The organism is Streptomyces niphimycinicus, assembly GCF_018883605.1.
Lineage (GTDB): Bacteria > Actinomycetota > Actinomycetes > Streptomycetales > Streptomycetaceae > Streptomyces > Streptomyces niphimycinicus.
In genome coordinates, this window is record NZ_JAHLEM010000038.1 from 1 (window position 1) to 17,235 (window position 17,235).

Annotated in this window: 16 protein-coding genes and 4 pseudogenes; 15 read left to right on the forward strand and 5 right to left on the reverse strand. The window is 70.6% G+C overall.

Annotated features, from left to right (window positions below):
• The first annotated feature begins 57 nt into the window (after positions 1-57).
• A complete protein-coding gene (locus KN815_RS04605; RefSeq protein WP_216340445.1) occupies positions 58-1,023 on the forward strand; it encodes a quinone oxidoreductase family protein in 966 nt (321 codons plus the stop codon).
• On the opposite strand, the gene KN815_RS04610 is transcribed toward KN815_RS04605, so the two are convergent.
• Positions 1,018-2,010, reverse strand: a complete 993-nt coding sequence (locus KN815_RS04610) for an AraC family transcriptional regulator (protein ID WP_216340447.1) — start codon at positions 2,008-2,010, stop codon at positions 1,018-1,020. The two genes, KN815_RS04605 and KN815_RS04610, sit on opposite strands and share 6 nt — an antisense overlap.
• An 82-nt stretch (positions 2,011-2,092) precedes the next feature.
• Between KN815_RS04610 and KN815_RS04615 the strand changes: the two genes are divergently transcribed.
• Together KN815_RS04615 and KN815_RS04620 are read left to right on the forward strand one after the other, a co-directional pair.
• Complete coding sequence (locus KN815_RS04615) at positions 2,093-2,929, forward strand: NAD(P)H-binding protein (RefSeq protein WP_216340448.1); 837 nt, start codon at positions 2,093-2,095, stop codon at positions 2,927-2,929.
• 150 nt (positions 2,930-3,079) lie between these two features.
• Positions 3,080-3,511, forward strand: a complete 432-nt coding sequence (locus tag KN815_RS04620; RefSeq protein ID WP_216340449.1) for a pyridoxamine 5'-phosphate oxidase family protein — start codon at positions 3,080-3,082, stop codon at positions 3,509-3,511.
• A gap of 38 nt (positions 3,512-3,549) precedes the next feature.
• On the opposite strand, the gene KN815_RS04625 is transcribed toward KN815_RS04620, so the two are convergent.
• Positions 3,550-4,158, reverse strand: a complete 609-nt coding sequence (locus KN815_RS04625) for a D-2-hydroxyacid dehydrogenase (protein WP_253208766.1) — start codon at positions 4,156-4,158, stop codon at positions 3,550-3,552.
• Between the two features lie 4 nt (positions 4,159-4,162).
• On the opposite strand from KN815_RS04625, the gene KN815_RS49995 reads away from it, so the two are divergent.
• From KN815_RS49995 to KN815_RS51470, 7 genes and pseudogenes are all read left to right on the forward strand, one after another.
• Positions 4,163-4,891 (forward strand): LamB/YcsF family protein, encoded by a 729-nt coding sequence (locus KN815_RS49995; RefSeq protein ID WP_253208758.1) that lies wholly within the window; start codon positions 4,163-4,165, stop codon positions 4,889-4,891.
• Complete coding sequence (locus tag KN815_RS04635) at positions 4,858-5,127, forward strand: hypothetical protein (protein ID WP_253208759.1); 270 nt, start codon at positions 4,858-4,860, stop codon at positions 5,125-5,127. Before KN815_RS49995 ends, KN815_RS04635 begins: the two co-directional genes overlap by 34 nt.
• 78 nt (positions 5,128-5,205) lie before the next feature.
• Complete coding sequence (gene gdhA / locus KN815_RS04640; protein ID WP_216340450.1) at positions 5,206-6,552, forward strand: NADP-specific glutamate dehydrogenase; 1,347 nt, start codon at positions 5,206-5,208, stop codon at positions 6,550-6,552.
• 85 nt (positions 6,553-6,637) lie between these two features.
• Complete coding sequence (locus KN815_RS04645; RefSeq protein ID WP_216340451.1) at positions 6,638-7,633, forward strand: aldo/keto reductase; 996 nt, start codon at positions 6,638-6,640, stop codon at positions 7,631-7,633.
• A gap of 270 nt (positions 7,634-7,903) precedes the next feature.
• Positions 7,904-8,791, forward strand: a pseudogene (locus tag KN815_RS04650) (ThuA domain-containing protein); the annotation flags it as partial.
• 271 nt (positions 8,792-9,062) lie between these two features.
• Positions 9,063-9,347 (forward strand): annotated as a pseudogene (locus KN815_RS50000) (thiamine pyrophosphate-binding protein); the annotation flags it as partial.
• A 317-nt stretch (positions 9,348-9,664) separates the two neighbouring features.
• Entirely contained in the window at positions 9,665-9,787 is a 123-nt protein-coding gene (locus KN815_RS51470) for a hypothetical protein (protein ID WP_301184547.1), read from the forward strand.
• A 106-nt stretch (positions 9,788-9,893) separates the two neighbouring features.
• Here the strand turns inward: KN815_RS51470 and KN815_RS04660 are convergent, their stop codons facing one another.
• Together KN815_RS04660 and KN815_RS04665 are read right to left on the reverse strand one after the other, a co-directional pair.
• Entirely contained in the window at positions 9,894-11,009 is a 1,116-nt protein-coding gene (locus KN815_RS04660) for an AI-2E family transporter (protein WP_216340453.1), read from the reverse strand.
• Positions 11,010-11,135: 126 nt separating this feature from the next.
• Positions 11,136-12,257, reverse strand: coding sequence for an ABC transporter substrate-binding protein (locus KN815_RS04665; protein WP_216340454.1), 1,122 nt, complete (start codon positions 12,255-12,257; stop codon positions 11,136-11,138).
• A 75-nt stretch (positions 12,258-12,332) separates the two neighbouring features.
• On the opposite strand from KN815_RS04665, the pseudogene KN815_RS50005 reads away from it, so the two are divergent.
• Positions 12,333-12,422, forward strand: a pseudogene (locus KN815_RS50005) (dihydrofolate reductase family protein); the annotation flags it as partial.
• Positions 12,423-12,645: 223 nt separating this feature from the next.
• Entirely contained in the window at positions 12,646-13,398 is a 753-nt protein-coding gene (locus tag KN815_RS04670; protein ID WP_216340455.1) for a dienelactone hydrolase family protein, read from the forward strand.
• A gap of 156 nt (positions 13,399-13,554) precedes the next feature.
• Here KN815_RS04670 and KN815_RS04675 read toward each other — a convergent pair whose 3' ends face one another.
• A complete protein-coding gene (locus tag KN815_RS04675; protein ID WP_216340456.1) occupies positions 13,555-14,487 on the reverse strand; it encodes an NADP-dependent oxidoreductase in 933 nt (310 codons plus the stop codon).
• A gap of 150 nt (positions 14,488-14,637) precedes the next feature.
• Between KN815_RS04675 and KN815_RS04680 the strand changes: the two genes are divergently transcribed.
• The 3 genes and pseudogenes from KN815_RS04680 to KN815_RS04690 all read left to right on the forward strand — a co-directional run.
• Positions 14,638-15,105: a MarR family winged helix-turn-helix transcriptional regulator gene (locus KN815_RS04680; RefSeq protein WP_216340457.1), complete on the forward strand. Its 468-nt coding sequence runs from the start codon at positions 14,638-14,640 to the stop codon at positions 15,103-15,105.
• Between the two features lie 260 nt (positions 15,106-15,365).
• Entirely contained in the window at positions 15,366-16,931 is a 1,566-nt protein-coding gene (locus tag KN815_RS04685) for an alpha/beta hydrolase (RefSeq protein ID WP_216340458.1), read from the forward strand.
• 112 nt (positions 16,932-17,043) lie between these two features.
• Positions 17,044-17,223, forward strand: a pseudogene (locus KN815_RS04690) (SbtR family transcriptional regulator); the annotation flags it as partial.
• Positions 17,224-17,235 lie beyond the last annotated feature (12 nt).

A 17,235-nucleotide genomic window follows, 5' to 3' on the forward strand; every position in this document is an offset into this window, starting at 1 on the left:
CCGCAGGAGTCCGATTCCTCCCCCGCCTGAAGGCGGGGGTTTCCTCGGAGGTTCCCGATGAAGGCAGTGACCATCCCCGAGTTCGGCGACGCCGGGGTGCTCCGCGCAGACACGGTGCCGATCCCGGTCCCGGGGCCGGGACAGGTGGCCATCGACGTGGCCTACGCGGGTGCGAACTTCGCCGAGGTCCTCTACCGGCGCGGTGTGGTCGATGTGCCGCTGCCCTTCGTACCGGGCATCGAGGTCGCCGGATATGTCCGTGCCGTTGGCGAGGGCGTCGAGGATCTGTGGCCCGGCCGGCCGGTGGCCGCCTTGACGATCGTCGATTCCGGCGGCTACGCCGAGGTGGCGGTCACCGCGGCGGACCTGGTCGCCCCGCTGGACGGCCTGGATATCGGCATGGGCACGGCCGCGGCTCTGCCGTCCAACAGCACCACCGCCCTTCTGGTGCTCGACCGGGTGGCCCGCATCGCTCCCGGTGAGAGCGTCCTGGTGCACGCCGCCGCCGCCGGCGGCGTAGGGAGCCAGCTCGGCCAGGCCGCCCGGCTGCTGGGCGCGGGCCGCGTGGTCGGCACGGTCGGGAGCGCCGCCAAGATCGACACCGCCAAGGGCTTCGGCTATGACGAGGTGATCCTCCGTGACCGGCTCGCCGACGCCGGTCAGTTCGACATCGTCGTCGACATGGTCGGCGGCCCCACCCGCCGAGCGAGCCTGGACCGGCTGGCCTCCATGGGCCGCCTGGTGATCATGGGCAATGCCTCGGGCGCCGAGGACGTCGGCGTCCCGGCCAATGAACTGTGGTTCACCAACAAGACGGTCTCCGGCTTCAATCTGGCCGCCTTCGCCGCCGCCCACCCCGACGAGACGGGCCGGGCGCTGCGCCGTGCGGTGGCGGCCGCGGCCAAGGGAGAGCTGCGGGTACAGGTCGAGGCTCTGCCACTGGAGCGAGTCGCCGAAGCGCACCGCCGGATCGAGGCGGGGGCGACCACGGGCAAGCTGGTGCTGGACGTCGCGGCGCTATGACGCGGTCGTGGTGCGCCGGAAGTCGCTGGGGTTGGCGCCTCGGACACGTTTGAAGGCCGCGCTGAATCCGAACGGGTCGGAGTAGCCCACGGTGCGGGCGATGTCCGCGATGGTCGCGGCCTTCCGCTCGACCAGGAGGTCTGCCGCGAGTGTCATGCGCCAGCGGGTGAGGTAGGTCAGCGGGGGTTCGCCGACCAGGTCGGCGAACCGCTTGGCGAGTGTCGAACGCGACACCCCGGTGTGCTCGGCCAGGGCGGCGACCGTCCATGGTGCCGCCGGTTCGGCGTGCAGCAGGCGCAGCGCGTCGCCGACCACCGGGTCCCGCTGGGCGGCCCACCAGGCCGGGGGCCGGCCGCCGGGCCGGTCGAACCACTCGCGCAGTGTGCAGACCAGCATCCAGTCCAGCAGCCGGTCGAGGACGACCTGCTGGCCGGGTGTGTCGACGGCGACCTCGGCGGCGAGGTGGTCAAGGACGGGGTCGGCCGTGCTCCCCGCGTCCACGCGCAGCACGACGGGCAGCGCGTCCAGCAGTCGGCGGCTGATCTCGCCGCGCACGGGATAGGCGCCGACGATCAGGGTCGTGGCGCCGGGGCCGTCAGCGGCGTGCCCGCCGGGGCCGTCACCGGTGTCCCCGCCGGGGCCGTCACCGGTGTCCCCGCCCGGGTCGTGCCAGCCGCGCCGGTGCCGGGTGCCGCCCTGCTCGGGCGTCGCGCAGTGCTCGCCGCAGGCGATCGGTTCGGCCCCGGTGCCGACCTCATCGACGAAGGTGAACGTCGCGGGGCCGCGCACGACGACCGTCTCGCGGGCACGCAGCGGCTCGGGCGGACCGTGCTCCGGCACGATCCAGCCCGCCCCGGTGAGGACGGTGCACAGGGTCAGTGGCGCGCCGTCCACGAAGTGCAGGGCCCAGGGCGGGGACAGGGTCGAGCTGCCGAACAACGAGCCATGGGCCCGCACCCCGCGGATCAGATCACTGAAGGCGTCCACCTCAGCGATTTTAGACGCATGCACAGGTGATCCGGCTTTTCGCCTATGGGTTCGTCCGAGTCGGCCGTGTTCAATCGGCCTTATGAGCAACGACACCACTCTCGTCCTCGGCGCGACCGGCAAGACGGGGCGGCGGATCCTCGCCCGGTTGCGGCTGCGCGGCACACCGGTGCGGGCCGCCTCCCGATCGAGCCGGACCCGGTTCGACTGGTCCGACCCCGGCGGCTGGGACGCGGCCCTGCGGGGTATCGCCGTCGCCTATGTGGTGGCCCCGCGTGTGCCGGGACCGGTGCACGAGTTCGTGGCCCGGGCCGAGGCCGCCGGAGTGCGGCGGCTGGTCCTGCTCTCCGGGCGCGGCTCCGACACCTGGGGGGACTCCACGTTCGGCCTCGACATGCGCTCGGCCGAGGATGCCGTACGCGGCTCGGCGCTGGAGTGGACCGTCCTGCGGCCGTCGAACTTCGCCCAGAACTTCGACGAGGACGTCTTCCACGCCCCGCTGGTCGCCGGGGAGCTGGCGCTCCCGGCCGGCAAGGTTCCCGAGCCGTTCATCGACGCGGAGGACGTGGCCGACGCCGCGGCCGCGGTGCTGACCGAGACCGACCGGCACGCCGGACGGATCTACGAGCTGACCGGACCCCGTGCGCTGACCTTCGGGGAGGCCACCCGGCTGATCTCCCGGGCATCCGGGCGGCCCATCGCCTACCGGCAGGTCTCCCCCGCCGAGTACACCGCGGCGCTGGTCGGGGAGGGCGTGGGCGAGGAGGATGCCCACCACGTCGCCGAGATGTTCGTGATGATGGAGCGCGGGCTGCTGGCCGGGACGACGGATGACCTCGCCACCGTCCTGGGACGGGCGCCCCGGACCTTCGAGGACTACGTCGTACGGGCCGCGGCGGCGGGGACCTGGGGGCGATGACCGCCCGGCCATCGCCCCTTGCATCACGTGTTCCGAAGCATCACGTGTTCCGAAACATCACGTGTTCCGAAACATCACGTGTTCCGAACGAGCCGACGCCTCGTTCAACGACCTCGAACCCATTCCCCCTCACCCATCGGAAGGGCCGTAATGAGCACCGACGCCACTTCGCTGACCCCCCAGGACCTCGAGTTCCTCCGGCGCCCCCTGTACGGATTCCTGTCCGTGGCCGGTGGGCCGCTTCCGCCGCAGCCCCGGCCGGTGTGGTTCGAGGCCACCGCCGAGGGCACGATCCAACTGTTCACGGGCCCGGACACGCTCAAGGTGCGGCGCCTGCGCCGCGACCCCCGCGCCTCGATCGTCGTCGCCGCCCCCGTGGGTGAACGCGAGCGCTGGCTGTCGGTGGCCGGTCACACCACGGTGGAAACCGACGGCGCACACGACCTGGCCGCCCGGCTGGCCGCGCGCTACTGGGACCTCGATGACGACCCGGCCCGCGCCGACGACCTCGCCGCGATCCTGGCCGAGGACTGGGTCCGTCTCGTCATCCACCCGGAGGCCGTGAGCCGCTACGCGCTCTGACCTCCGCGACCACCTCTTCGAGTACGCCGCCGTCCCGGTCAGTAGAACTCGACGGTGTTCACACGGTTGAGCAGGTCGTGCCCGTCGAGGAGCCGGGTGGCGTTGGCGGCGAAGAGTTCGGCGATACGGCGATCCTCCGCCGCGTCGAGGGCGGCGGTGTGCGGGCTCACCAGCATCCGGTCGTGGTCCCAGAGCGGACTGTGCGCGGGCAGCGGTTCGGTCTCGAAGACGTCCAGCGCGGCGAAGCCGACCCGGCCGGAGTCGAGCGCGCCGATCAGCGCGGCCTCGTCGATGACGCTTCCGCGGCCGACGTTGACGAGAGTGGCGCCGGGCCGAAGGGCGCCGAAGAACCGTTCGCCGAGGAGGTGCTCGGTGGCCTCGGTGCCGGGGAGGGTGTTCACGACGGCGTCCACGGTGGGAGCCACTTCGGTGATGGGGTCGGGGTGCACCACGGTGGAGATGCCGGTGACGGTGACATCCCTCCTGCTCGTGCCGATGACCGTGGCGCCCAGCGCGTGGAGGGTCTCGGCGACGACCCGGCCGATCCCGCCGAGGCCCAGCACCAGCACCGTCTGCTGGTTCACCTGCCCCATCGTCCAGCGGCCGCTCCACTCCCGGTCGTCCTGCCGGCGCCGCAGCCGGGGCAGGTCCTTGGCTCCCGCGAGGGGCGCCGCCGCCCGCGGCCATCGTGTGCACCCGGCGCAGGCCCGGGTTGGCCCGGACCGCCCGCGCCAGGGCGGCCGGGTCCAGGTCGGGGATGCCGTACAGGGCGTCGGCCGAATCGATCGCACCGCGTACCACACCGACTACATCGTCATCTGCCAACGGGGGCTGCTCGCCGAGGAATCACGCAAGCGCGGGCTCGAGGTCGGCTATGTGTTCCTCGCCCACCGCGGCTACGGCGACGACGGCATGCCCGTCCCCCGCTCGCACGAAGGCGGCCTCATCCACGACCCCGAGCTGATCGGGCAGCGCTCGGCGCAGGTGGTGCGCGAGGGCACCGTGCGCTCGGTCAACGGCAAGGCGGTCCCGCTCGGCCACGACGCCGACGTGCTGCTGCACGGCGACCACCCGTCCGTCCTCGCAAACGGCACCGCGCTGCGCGACGCCCTCGGCGCCGCCGGCATCCGCGGCGCGAGGCGTATGAGCAGCGGCGCGACATCATGCGTACGGAACTCGCCGCGATCCCGGGCCGCACGCTCAGCTCGCCCGAGGGCGCGTTCTGTGGGCTCCGAGCTTCGGGATTTCAGCAGCCGGCAGACCACACGAGGCATGGTGCGGCTCGAAGCGGTGTCGCGCTACTGGGTTTCCCTGGTGCTGGAACACGGCGGGGTGCGATGGCGCAGATGCGATCGCACCGTGGCTATCTGGAACGGCTGAGTGAGGGCACCGGCTATCTCACCCCGCAGGCGGAGGCGCTCACCGAACCGCTGCGGCAGACCACCGAGGAACTCGGTCCAGGGGATCTCGGGGACGAGGCCCGCTATCTGTGGAACGCGCTGTTCGATCCGCGGGACATCCGCGACCTCATCAAGAGCGGACGTACCGAGGACGAGGCGGCCACCCGCCTCGTGGCCGCCCCGCGCGGCGCCCTCATCGGCTGGTCCAGCCCCTAGCCCCTAATCTGGGCGCGGCAACCGCACGACCCACGGATCCACACCCGGCCCGCCCACACCTGGACAGAGAGACACCACATGGACGTCAGTGCCCAGATCGAAGCCGTCTACGACACCCTCCGCCGCCGGAACCCCGGGGAAGCTGAGTTCCACCAGGCGGCCCACGAAGTCCTGCACGCCATAGGCCCCGTGCTCAAGGCGCACCCGGAGTACGCGGACGCCCGGATCGTGGAGCGGCTGTGTGAACCGGAACGACAGCTCATGTTCCGGGTCCCATGGGTGGACGACCAGGGAACAGTGCAGGTCAACCGCGGTTTCCGGGTGGAGTTCAACAGCGCGCTGGGACCGTACAAGGGCGGCCTGCGGTTCCACCCGAGCGTCAATCTGGGCATCGTGAAGTTCCTCGGCTTCGAGCAGATCTTCAAGAACGCGCTGACCGGACTGTCGATCGGCGGTGGCAAGGGCGGGTCGGACTTCGACCCCAAGGGCCGCTCGGAAGCCGAGGTCATGCGGTTCTGCCAGTCCTTCATGACCGAGCTGTACCGCCATCTGGGCGAGCACACCGATGTGCCCGCCGGGGACATCGGGGTGGGCGGCCGTGAGATCGGCTACCTCTTCGGGCAGTACAAGCGGATCACCAATCGCTTCGAGGCCGGGGTGCTGACCGGCAAGCCGGTCGGCTGGGGCGGTTCACACGCCCGTACCGAGGCCACCGGCTACGGCACCGTCTTCTTCGCCCAGGAGATGCTCGCCACCCGCGGTCAGGACTTCGACGGACGCCGGGTCGTGGTCTCCGGATCGGGAAACGTCGCCGTCTACGCCATCGAGAAGGTCCACGCCCTGGGCGGCCTCGTGGTGGCCTGCTCCGACTCCTCCGGCTACCTGGTCGACGAGAACGGCATCGACCTGGCCCTGCTCAAGGAGATCAAGGAGGTGCGCCGCGCCCGGCTCTCCGCCTACGCCGAGGCGAAGCCGACCGCGCGATTCTCCGACCGGGGCTCGGTGTTCGACGTGCCGTGCGAGATCGCCCTGCCGTGCGCGACCCAGAACGAGCTGCACCAGCAGGACGCCGGCGCGCTGGTGAAGAACGGTGTGCTCGCCGTGGCCGAGGGCGCGAACATGCCGTGCACACCCGAGGCGGTCGAGGTGTTCCGTGGCGCGCGGGTCCTCTTCGGCCCGGGCAAGGCGGCCAACGCGGGCGGGGTCGCCACCTCCGCACTGGAGATGCAGCAGAACGCCTCCCGCGACCGCTGGACCTTCGAACGCACGGAGGACCAGCTCGCCGGCATCATGCGGCAGGTCCACGCCCAGTGCCGCGCCTCCGCCGAGATCTACGGGGGTGACGCCGAGGACTATGTGCTCGGGGCGAACACGGCGGGCTTCCGCCATGTGGCGGACGCGATGATGGCACAGGGAGTCATCTGACCCACGGCGCGCACGGCGGCGCACGCGAAGGCAATCTCGTCAGGGCTTGCCTTCGTGCGCGCTCCAACTCCTACTGTCGGCGGGCATGGAGACCACGGCGCACAACAGAACACTGGGCCGCAGCGGCATCGAGGTAAGCGCTCTCGGCTTCGGCTGCTGGGCCATCGGCGGTGAATGGCAGTCCCCCGACGGACAGCCCCTGGGCTGGGGCAAGGTCGACGACGAGGAGTCCGTACGGGCGATTCAGCGCGCACTCGACCTCGGCGTCACCTTCTTCGACACCGCCGACGCGTACGGCACCGGCCACAGCGAACGCCTCCTCGGCCGCGCCCTCGGCAAGCACCGCACCGACGTCGTCATCGCGACGAAATGGGGCAATGTCTTCAACGAGCGAACCCGGACCCGGGAGGGGCAGGACGACTCCCCGGAACACCTGCGCCGCGCCCTGACCGCCTCACTGCGGCGCCTGAACACCGACCACATCGACCTGTACCAACTCCACATCTCCGACGCCGACCCCGAGCGCGCCGCCCAACTCCGCGACGTTTGCGAGGAGTTGGTGCACGAGGGGCAGATCCGCGCGTACGCATGGAGCACGGACGACCCCGCCCGGGCCGCCGTCTTCGCCCAGGGCCCGCACTGCGCGGCCGTCCAGCACCGCCTGAACATCCTTCAGGACGCGCCCGAACTCCTCGCCCTCTGCGCCGAGTCCGACCTCGCCAGCATCAACCGCAGCCCCCTCGCCATGGGACTGCTCACCGGCAAACACACCGCCGGACGCGCCCTGGACACCGCGGACATCCGCAACGCACCTCCCGCCTGGCTGCCGGGCTTCATCCCGAACACGGGCGCGGACCCGGCCTGGCTCCAGCGCGTCGACGCCCTGCGGTCCATCCTCACCAGCGACGGCCGCACCCTCGCCCAGGGCGCCCTCGCCTGGATCTGGGCCCGTAGCCCACGGACGATCCCGATCCCCGGCTTCCGTACGGTCGTCCAGGCCGAGGAGAACGCGGGCGCGCTCGCGAAGGGGCCGCTCACCGCGGGGCAGATGGCCGACGTCGAGCGGATCCTGGGGCGCTGAGCGCGGATCCCGGGCGGGCGGGCGACAGAAGGTCAACGGAGCGGCATAGGGCGCGTTCGACTTCTTCAGGCGAACCTCGCCGTGGTGCTCTTCTTGCTTCATCTCTTGACGTGTCTGGTTCAGACCTTTAATTTCACCCATCGCCCGTCAGCGAAAAGCCGTGCCTCTGCGATGGTGGACAACCCGCTCCGCAGCCGTGTCGGCGTTGGCCGTCGGTGTCCAGATCCCCCACCCGTGACAGCGGCAACATCCGCACAGCGAGGAGCGCATATGCAGGAGAGCAGAGACATCCGATCACCCAGGACGGCATCCGTGGCCATCCGGCTGCTGGTGCTGTTGGCCACGCTGCTGGGCCTGGCGATCGCCCCCGTCCACGCGACGGCGCGCGGCGCGGCCGCCCCGTTCAAGGTCCTGGCCTTGTACAACGGAACCTGGGACGCCGCCCACATCAACTTCGTCCATGAAGCGAACGAGTGGTTCCCCCAGCAGGCGGCACAGAACGGCTTCACCTACACCGCGAGCAACAACTGGAACCTGCTCGCCGACGGCGGGGTCGACGACTACAAGGTGGTGCTGTTCCTCGACGACCTGCCGCAGACCTCCGCCCAACGCGCCGGGTTCGAGCGCTATATGCGCGCGGGCGGCGCCTGGATGGGGTTCCATGTGGCGGCCTTCACCACCGAGGCGCAGAGCTGGCCCTGGTATCACCATGAGTTCCTCGGCAGCGGCAACTTCAAGTCCAACACCTGGGGACCGACCACCGCCACCCTGAAGGTGGAGGACCGCACCCACCCGTCCACCAAGTCCCTGCCCGCCACCTTCACCTCGTCGGTCAGCGAGTGGTATAGCTGGTCCAACGACCTGCGGCAGAACCCGGACATCAAGATCCTGGCCTCCGTCGACCCGAGCAGCTTCCCGCTCGGCACCGACCCCAACCAGACCTGGTACAGCGGCTATTACCCGATCCTGTGGACGAACAGCAAGTACAAGATGCTGTACGCGAACTTCGGCCACAACGCGATGGACTACGACACCAACACCCCCCTGTCGTCCACCTTCGCGAGCGAGACAGAGAACCGCTTCCTCCTCGACGGCCTGAAGTGGCTCGGCGGCGCAAGCGGCTCCCAGTCACCGGCCGCCGCCACCCCCGAATCCGCCCGGACACCCATAACCCAGAAGTAGCCCCCACACCATCGAGAGCCCAGGCCGCCCCGGAAATCCGGGGCGGCCACCTTCTTCTTGGGACGACATGACGAATCGGGAGCTGGTTCCGCGTCACCTGATACGCCAGTGACGATCACTCGGGTAGAGTCCCCGCACACCTGCGTACCCCGCCGGGCCTCTACGACCTGCGGTGACGCAATGACGCGTTGGCGTCACGGCGCGTGTGAGGTCGGCGGAGGAAGCGGTCGAGCAGGCACGCACCGCGATGCGACGCGCCCTGCACGAACGGCGCACCGTACTGCTCAACCTCCCACTGGACGTGCAGGCCCTGGACGCACCCGACGACGCACCGGCCCTGGCCGCGCCGCCGCCCGAACGTACCGCGGTCGAGCCGGTGCCGGGCGACGTGGCGGCGTTGGCGCGGGTGCTCGATCGGTCACGCCGTCCGGTCTTCGTGGCCGGGCGGGGATCGCGCGCGCCCGGCGCCCGAGATGCCCTCGTGGCGCTCGCCGAGCGCCACGGCGCGCTGCTGGCCACGTCGGCCGTCGCCCGCGGACTGTTCCATGACGACCCGTGGTCGCTCGATGTGTCCGGCGGCTTCTCGTCCCCCCCTTGCGGCAGAGCTGATCCAGGAGGCGGACCTGATCGTGGGCTGGGGCTGCGCGCTGAACATGTGGACGACGCGGCACGGTCGGCTGATCGGCCCGGACACGACCGTCGTACAGGTCGACGACGACACCTCGGCGCTCGGTGTGCACCGGGAGGTGCACCTCGGCGTCACCGGCGATGTGGAACTCATGGCGCGGCAGGTGCTCGATACGCCCGGACGGCAACGGGAGGGTTACCGCACCGCCGTCCGGAAACTTCATGGGCTACCCGACCATGTACCTGTGGGGCGCCGGACCGCGATCCGCGCCACTCCTCATCGATGCCAAGGTGATCGGCGACCACGGGGCCTGGTGGCTGGAGGAGGCGTTCCGCGGCCACTGAGCCATCGCGGCCCCGTGAGCGGAAGGGCTTGCCCGACCGCACCCGCCGCGCTTTCGGTGTCGGCGCCGACCGTCGGCGCCGGACCGTCGGCGCCGACACCGAGGGGTTACGACACGACAGCGCCACCCGCGTGTTGCTCGGTGCTCTCCAGCTCCTCCGGCGCGTGACCGAGCTGCTCGCGCAGGTAGTTCCACACCACCGCGATCAGCGCGGCCACCGGTACGGCGAGCAGACTGCCCACGATCCCGGCCAGGCTGCTGCCCAACGTCACCGCCAGCAGGATGACTGCCGCGTGCAGACCGAGCCCACGGCTTTGGATCATGGGCTGGAACACATTGCCCTCCAACTGCTGCACCACGACGATGATCGCCAGCGCGATCAGCGCGTCCGTCGAGCCGTTGGACACCAACGCGATGAGCACCGCGACCGCACCCGCGAACAAGGCCCCCACAATGGGCACGAACGCGCAGATGAAGGTCAGGACCGCCAGCGGCAGCACCAGCGGTACTCCCAAAGCCCACAGACCGAGTCCGATGAGAACGGCGTCGAGCAGGCCGACCAACGCCTGGGAACGCACGAAGGCACCCAGAGTGTCCCAACCGCGCGCGGCCACCACGGGGATGTCGGTGGCGAGCCGACCGGGCAGTTGGCGGGCGAGCCACGGCAGGAACCGCGGACCGTCCTTGAGGAAGAAGAACATCAGGAAGAGCGCGAGGACGGCGGTGACCACACCATCGATCACGGTGCTCACCCCCGAGACGAGAGTGCTGACCAAGCTGCCGGCGCTGTTCTGAAGCCGGTCGGCCGCGGTGCCGGTGGCCTTGGTGATCTGGGCATCGCTGATGTTCAGCGGTGGCCCGGCGGCCCATTCACGCACCTGCTGGATGCCTTCGGTCACACGGTCGGTCAGTTCGCCGGACTGGGACGCCACCGGTACCGCGATCAGCGCCACGATGCCCGTGATGACCAGGAGGAACAACACGGTCACGATCGAGGCGGCCGGCGCGGGCGGCCACCCGTGCCCACGCAGAAAGCGGGCCAGGGGCCAGGTCAGTGTCGTCAGGAGCAGGCCGACGACGAATGGCCAGACCACCGACCACATCTGGCCCAGGCCCCAAAGGACCACCGTGGCCATGAGGAGGATCAGAAGCAAATCAAGGGAGATACGCGCCGATTGGCGGAGCGCGACGCGGGTTTTCGCTGAACTCAACGTGGGAGGCATGGGCCACCCGTACCCCATGGCCATTGCCGCTGTCCACTCGCCGCGAACCCACGCCGCGCTCCACCAACTGGCCGGTGCGGCAGGCGACTTCGGCTCCGCGGGCCGCCCCGCAGCCCGGGCGGCCGCTCAGCCGGTGTGGAGGACCCGAAGGCGATCGGGGTCCGCCGGATCCCGATCAACCACCTGGACGGGTGCCCAAGCCCATTGCCACACGCTGATGCCCGGCGCACGGGAGAACTGGATCTGCCCGCGGGTGCCTTCGACCGCGACGCGCGGCCACGCTTCGGCCATGCGCGCCCGGTCCACACCGTGAGAACGCAGCATCTGGGCGAGGACGGCGATCGTGTCGTAGCCCTCGAAGGCGACGAAGGAGGGCGCTTCGGCCAGCCGCTCGCGCAGGGCCGTCTCGACCCGTACACCGAGTGGGCCGAGACGCTCGGGCAGATAGCGCAAGAACGGGATCGCGGCGCCGTCGTCACCCAGCGACCTCGCCCATTCGGCGAACTCCGGTTGCCCGGCCGGAGCACCCATCATCACCTGGGCGAGGCGCCGGTCGCGGCGGACAGCCTTGACGATCGACACGGCCGGGTCCGGGTGTCCGACCAGAAGGAGGAGGGCCGTCGCGCGCTGGCCGACGAGTTCGTCGCACACCGCCGTGGGGGTGAGCGCACGCATATCGAGTTCGATGACGGTGCCGCCGCGTGGCGCGAGGTGGTCCCGCAGAATGCGGGTCCCGGATGCCCAGTAGACACTCGGCTGGGCCGCTACGGCGATGCGGCTGTGGCCCGCGCCGAGAAGGAAGTCCGCGTAGATCTGCCAGCCGTGGGACTGCGCCGGGGCGAGGCGCGCGACCCATTCCGTCGGCTGTTCGGTGAGCGCGTCGAGTACCGCCGACGAGCAGAGGAACGGCAGACCGAGGGCGTCGGCCCTGGCGGCAGCGGTGCGAGCGACGACGCTGTGATACTCCCCCGCCACGGCGGCCACGCCCAGGCCGGCCAATTCGTCGACGGCCGCCGCGGCCCTCTGTGGATCAGCCGCGGTGTCCCGGACCACCAGCTCGAGTGGTCTTGCGGCGATTCCGCCACCGTCATTGACTTCGCGCACGGCCAACTCCATTCCAGCGAGGAGGTGTTGGCCTGCCTCGGCCCAGCCGGGCCGAGTCAGCGGAACGAGAGCGCCGATCCGGACGGCTGACCCGTCAGTCCGCTCGGCTCCAGGCGGCGATAGTGGCGATAGTGGCGTATTCATGTGCTGGTGTCTCCCGAGCGACGATGCGGTTGCGGTTGCGGTTGCGGTTGCGGTTTCCAGGATCTCAGAGTGATCGACCGCCGGATCCCGCGCGAGGCCACCGCCCGCTCGGGCGCCGTCATCCTCAGCCGTCGGCTCTTCGACATCGTCGACGGCCCGAACGGTGGACTGGGGGCGCTGGCGTCGGCTTCGTTCCGTGGACTACGTTGTGCGCATGAATCCCGGGACGGCATCGCGCCACACACGGATTGGTGACCCGGTGCTCCGCTGAGCGCCGTACGGGCCGGTGCGGGCCCGCTCTTCGATCGAGGATCGTGCGTTGCCGCGCGGGCTCCGCCTCCATCGTGTTGATCACAGGTTCCACACATCAACCACGACAGGAGAGTTCATGCCCACCAAGACGCTGCGAATTCCCACCGTCGACGGCCAGGCCGACGCTTTCGCCGCCTACCCCGACCGGGGCGGGCGGCACCCGGGGGTGCTGATGTACCCGGACGCCTTCGGAGTGCGGCCCGTACTGGAGGAGATGGCCCACGAGCTGGCCGGGCACGGGTACTACGTGCTCGTCCCCAACTTCTACTACCGGCACGGCCCGGCACCGGTGATCGAACTTCCCGAGCACATCGATGAGGAGACCCGGCCCGCGGTCATCGGCCAACTGATGCCCTTGCTCGAGGCACACATCACCACCGAACGCGTCCTGCGCGACGCCGACGCCTACCTCACCTTCCTCACCGCCCAGCCCGAGGTCAGCGCCGGACCGGTCGCCGTGACCGGCTACTGCATCGGCACCCTCTTGGCGCTGCGCACCGCGGCGGCCCACCCGGACCAGGTGGCCGCCGTCGCCGGATTCCATCCCGGTTTCGTGGTCACCGACGCGCCCGACAGCCCGCACCGCCTCGTGCCCCAGCTCACCGCCGAAGTCCATCTCGGCCTCGCCGAAGGCGACTTGTCGCCCGAGGTCATCAGCGAGCTCTACCAGGCCCTGGATGCCGCGGGTGTCGGCCACACCTGCGAGATCTACCCCGACACCCTGCACGGTTTCACCATGTCCGACACCGACGCTTTCAGCGCCGCCGGGCTGAAGCGCCACTGGGACCGTCTGCTCTCCCTCCTGGATCGCACCGTGGCCGCCGGCTGAGGCTCCGGCAGGCATGTGTCAGTCGGCCTGGACGTTGGTGCAGGGGCTGGGAGCCGTCCAGATTCGGTCGATATGAGGGCCGGGACGCCAGCCGGTCGGCCGGTCGGCCGGAGAGCGAACGGCGGGCGTCCCGGCCGGTGTGCGATCAGGCGGCGATCAGGGGGCGATCAGGACGGTCTTGCCGGGCAGTCGCCCGGCGGCGGAGTCCTCATGCACGGCGCGCGACTCGGCCACCGGGCGGCGGTCGGCGATGTGGATGCGGAGCCGACCGTCATCGACCCTGGCCACCAGCTCGGTCAACCGGGCGGCGTCGCCGCGGACCCACAGGCCGGCCGCGCGTACCGAGCGGGCGGGGTCCTCCGGAATCGGGCCCGCCGTGCTGGCCGCTACGCCGCCGTCGGCGACGTAGTGCGACAGTTGCGCGGCCTCTTCCCCGGTGCCGCGCACATGGTTCAGCACAACCTCGAAGGGGCCACCCACCGTGGCGGGGCCCGCGGCGAGATCGAGGCGGCCGACGACCCGGGCGCCGTAGCCCTGAAGGCGCTCGGCGTGCCGCGGACTGGCCGATGCGGTCACCTGCGCTCCCGCTTCCACGGCGAGCTGCACCGCGAGACTGCCCACCGCACCCCCTGCGCCGTTGACCAGAACGGTCTGCCCGGGCTTCAGTTCGGCGAGCTCGAACAACACCTGCCAGGCCGACAAGCCAGTAAGGGGCAGCGCCGCGGCGTCGGCCAGGTCGATCGACCGGGGCGCCGCGGCCAGGGCCTCGACCGGGGCGAGCACATATTCCGCGGCCGCGCCCACGGCATCGAGGGGCAGCATGGCCACGATCCGGTCGCCGACCGCCACGCCTGTCACCTCCGGCCCGAGTTCGGCGACGGTGCCCGCCAGGTCGATCCCGGGCACATGCGGGAGAGCGATGGGGAGCATCGCGTTCAGGGCTCCGGCGCGGATGTGGTCGTCGACCGGGTTGAACGACGTGGCCGCCACCCGCACCAGCACCTGCCCGGTGTCGGGGACCGGACGCTCGACCTCCTCGTAGCGCAGGACCTCGCTGCTGCCGAAGTCGTGGTAGCGCACTGCCTTCATGGCACTTCCCTTTGTGTGTGTCGATGTATCGGTGTGTCGGTGTTGGGCGAGAGAGAGCGCCCATTGACTTGCCCAGGCAAGTCAAACGTAACCCCGATTGAGTTGCCTGGGCAAGTCATCTGAGTTGCCCAGGCAAGTAGGATGTGGGGCATGGACACTTCGTCACCCTGGCTCGACGACGACCAGCAAGAGCTGTGGCAGGCCCTGCTCACCGTCGTCATCGCACTCCCGGCGGCCCTCGACCGTCAGCTACAACGCGATGCGGGCATCTCCAACTTCGAGTACGGCGTTCTGGCCCGGCTGTCCATGACCGACGAGGCCACGATGCGACTCAGCGACCTGGCCCGGGACTGCGACAGCACGCAGCCCCGCCTGTCGAAGGTGATGGACCGCTTCGAGGCCCGCGACTGGGTCGCCCGCCGACCCGACCCCACCGACGGCCGATACACCCTCGCCACACTGACCGAAACCGGCCGGCAGAAGGTCGTCGCGAGCGCGCCGGAACACGTCGCGCAGGTGAAGCGGCTCGTCTTCGATCCGCTCAGCGCCGCTCAACGCCGCCACCTCAGCGCCGCACTCACCCGCATCGCCGCCACCGTGCGCCAAGAACTCGAATGAGGGTGAGCCTCGTCCGACGCCCTGGCGCTCGTCCGTGAACACTTCGACGAGACGCGCTTCGCCTGGCACGGCGGCGCCCGGCGCCCTGCGACGGGGTTCCTGGTCGCCGGGCCCGGCGCACTCCCCCCGGGGGCTATCCCCCGGGGCCTCCCTGGGGCGGGCCGGATTGTCGGGACCGTCAGGGAAACGGAAGTGTGCTGAGCCATGACGAAGCCTCACAGGACACTCAGGAACGCCGCCACGAAGGGCGGCTCTCCGTCATGAACCCACGCATCACGCGCACCGCCGCCATCACCACGCTGGCCACGGCGCTGGCCTTCACCGGGAGCCCCGCCCTCGCCCAGGCCACCGCCACACGGAGCGTGAACCAGGCGACGACCGCGGCGGATGGGCCCGGCTCACTTCGCCCCTTCGTCGAACAGCGCCCCCACTGGACGGCATGCCACCACAAGGAGCTGGACGCGGCCGGTGCCCGCTGCGCCACCATCCGCGTGCCGCTGGACTACCGGAACCCTCAGGGGGCCACCCTGACCATCGGCTTCTCCCGCATCAAGGCCACCGACACCGCGCACCGCATCGGGGTGATGATGCACAACTCCGGTGGTCCCGGCGGTAACACCCTCGACATGCCGCTGTACGACGAGCCCGCCATGGGCAGGCAGTTGGCCGCCCGCTACGACCTGATCGGCATGGACCCACGCGGCGTGGGCCGCAGCAGCCCGCTGCGCTGCGGCACCTCCGGCCACTGGCTGCGCTCGGCCGGATACGACGACACCGGGTTCCGGGCCCAGGCCCGGTACGAAGCGGACCTGGTGAAGAGCTGCCGGCGGGTGTACGGGAAGGGCATGTCGTATCTGCGGCACTTCACCACCCGTAACACCGCCCGGGACATGGATGTGCTCCGGGCGGTGCTGGGAGAGCGGAAGACCTCGTACTTCGGGATCTCGTACGGCACCTACCTCGGTGCGGCCTACGCGGCGATGTTCCCGGGCCGTACCGACCGGCTGCTGCTGGACAGCGCGATCGACCCGGCCCGGTGGAACGTCCGGGCGTTCCGCGACGCGACCGCGGCGAACGAGGCGTTCCTCGACACCTGGGCGGCGTGGGCCGCCCGCCGCCACACCGTCTACGGGTTCGGCGACACTCCGGCGAAGGTCCGGGCGACCGTCGAGGGGATCGCCCGGCAGGCGGCCCGCACACCCCTGCGAGTGGGCCCGTACACCGCGGACGGCCGGCAGGTGCCGGCCGTACTGGCGGATGTGATGGCCGACGACCGGGAGTTCGCCCGCGCGGCGAAGACCATCCGCGTGCTCCATGACGCGGCCCGGGGCCGCACCGTAGAGCCGACCGAGGAGCTGCGCGCCGCGCTCGGCCCCCCGGACGACACCTCGGACATCCAGAACTCCCTCCAGCTCGCCCTGTTGTGCGGGGACCGCGCCGCACCACGGGACCTGTCCTGGTACCGGCGCAACGTCGAACGCAGCCGGGCGACGGCACCGCTGTACGGACCGCTCTTCAACGGCGTGCACCCGTGTGCGCTCTGGCCCAACGCACCGCTGGAGCCGCCCGTGACCGGTGGCAACGACGCACCGGGCCTGATCGTCCAGGCCACCGGCGACCCGCGCACCAGTTACGGCAACGGGCAGGGACTCCACCGGAAGATGCCGAACTCCCGGCTGATCACCCTGCGGGCACAGGTGCACGGCGTCTACACCGTCTACCCGAACCGATGCGTCTACCGCCAGGTCAACGACTACCTGCGAACCGGCGAACTGCCCGCGCGAAACACGGTCTGTGACAAGGACCCGGGAAACGACACGCGCTGAGGGCACGACGGATCGGCGTGGCCGACAACACCCCTGACCGGCTGTTCAGGCCGCTGCCCGAACCGTCGGTCAGGGATCCGGTGTGGACGAGGACGACGGGCCGGGGCAGCAGTTGCTCGAAGCGGGTACGGCGGCCGGCACCATCCGTGGCGGCGTCAGCGGACGCACACTGCTGCGCGCGCTGGGAGGCATCTGCGGAATGCACACCACGGAGGGCTGGCAGGACGAAGCCGCGCAGATCACGGCGATCCTCTTCGACGGCCTGCGTTTCGGCGCGCGGAACGCGGGCTGAGCCGCCGCGCTT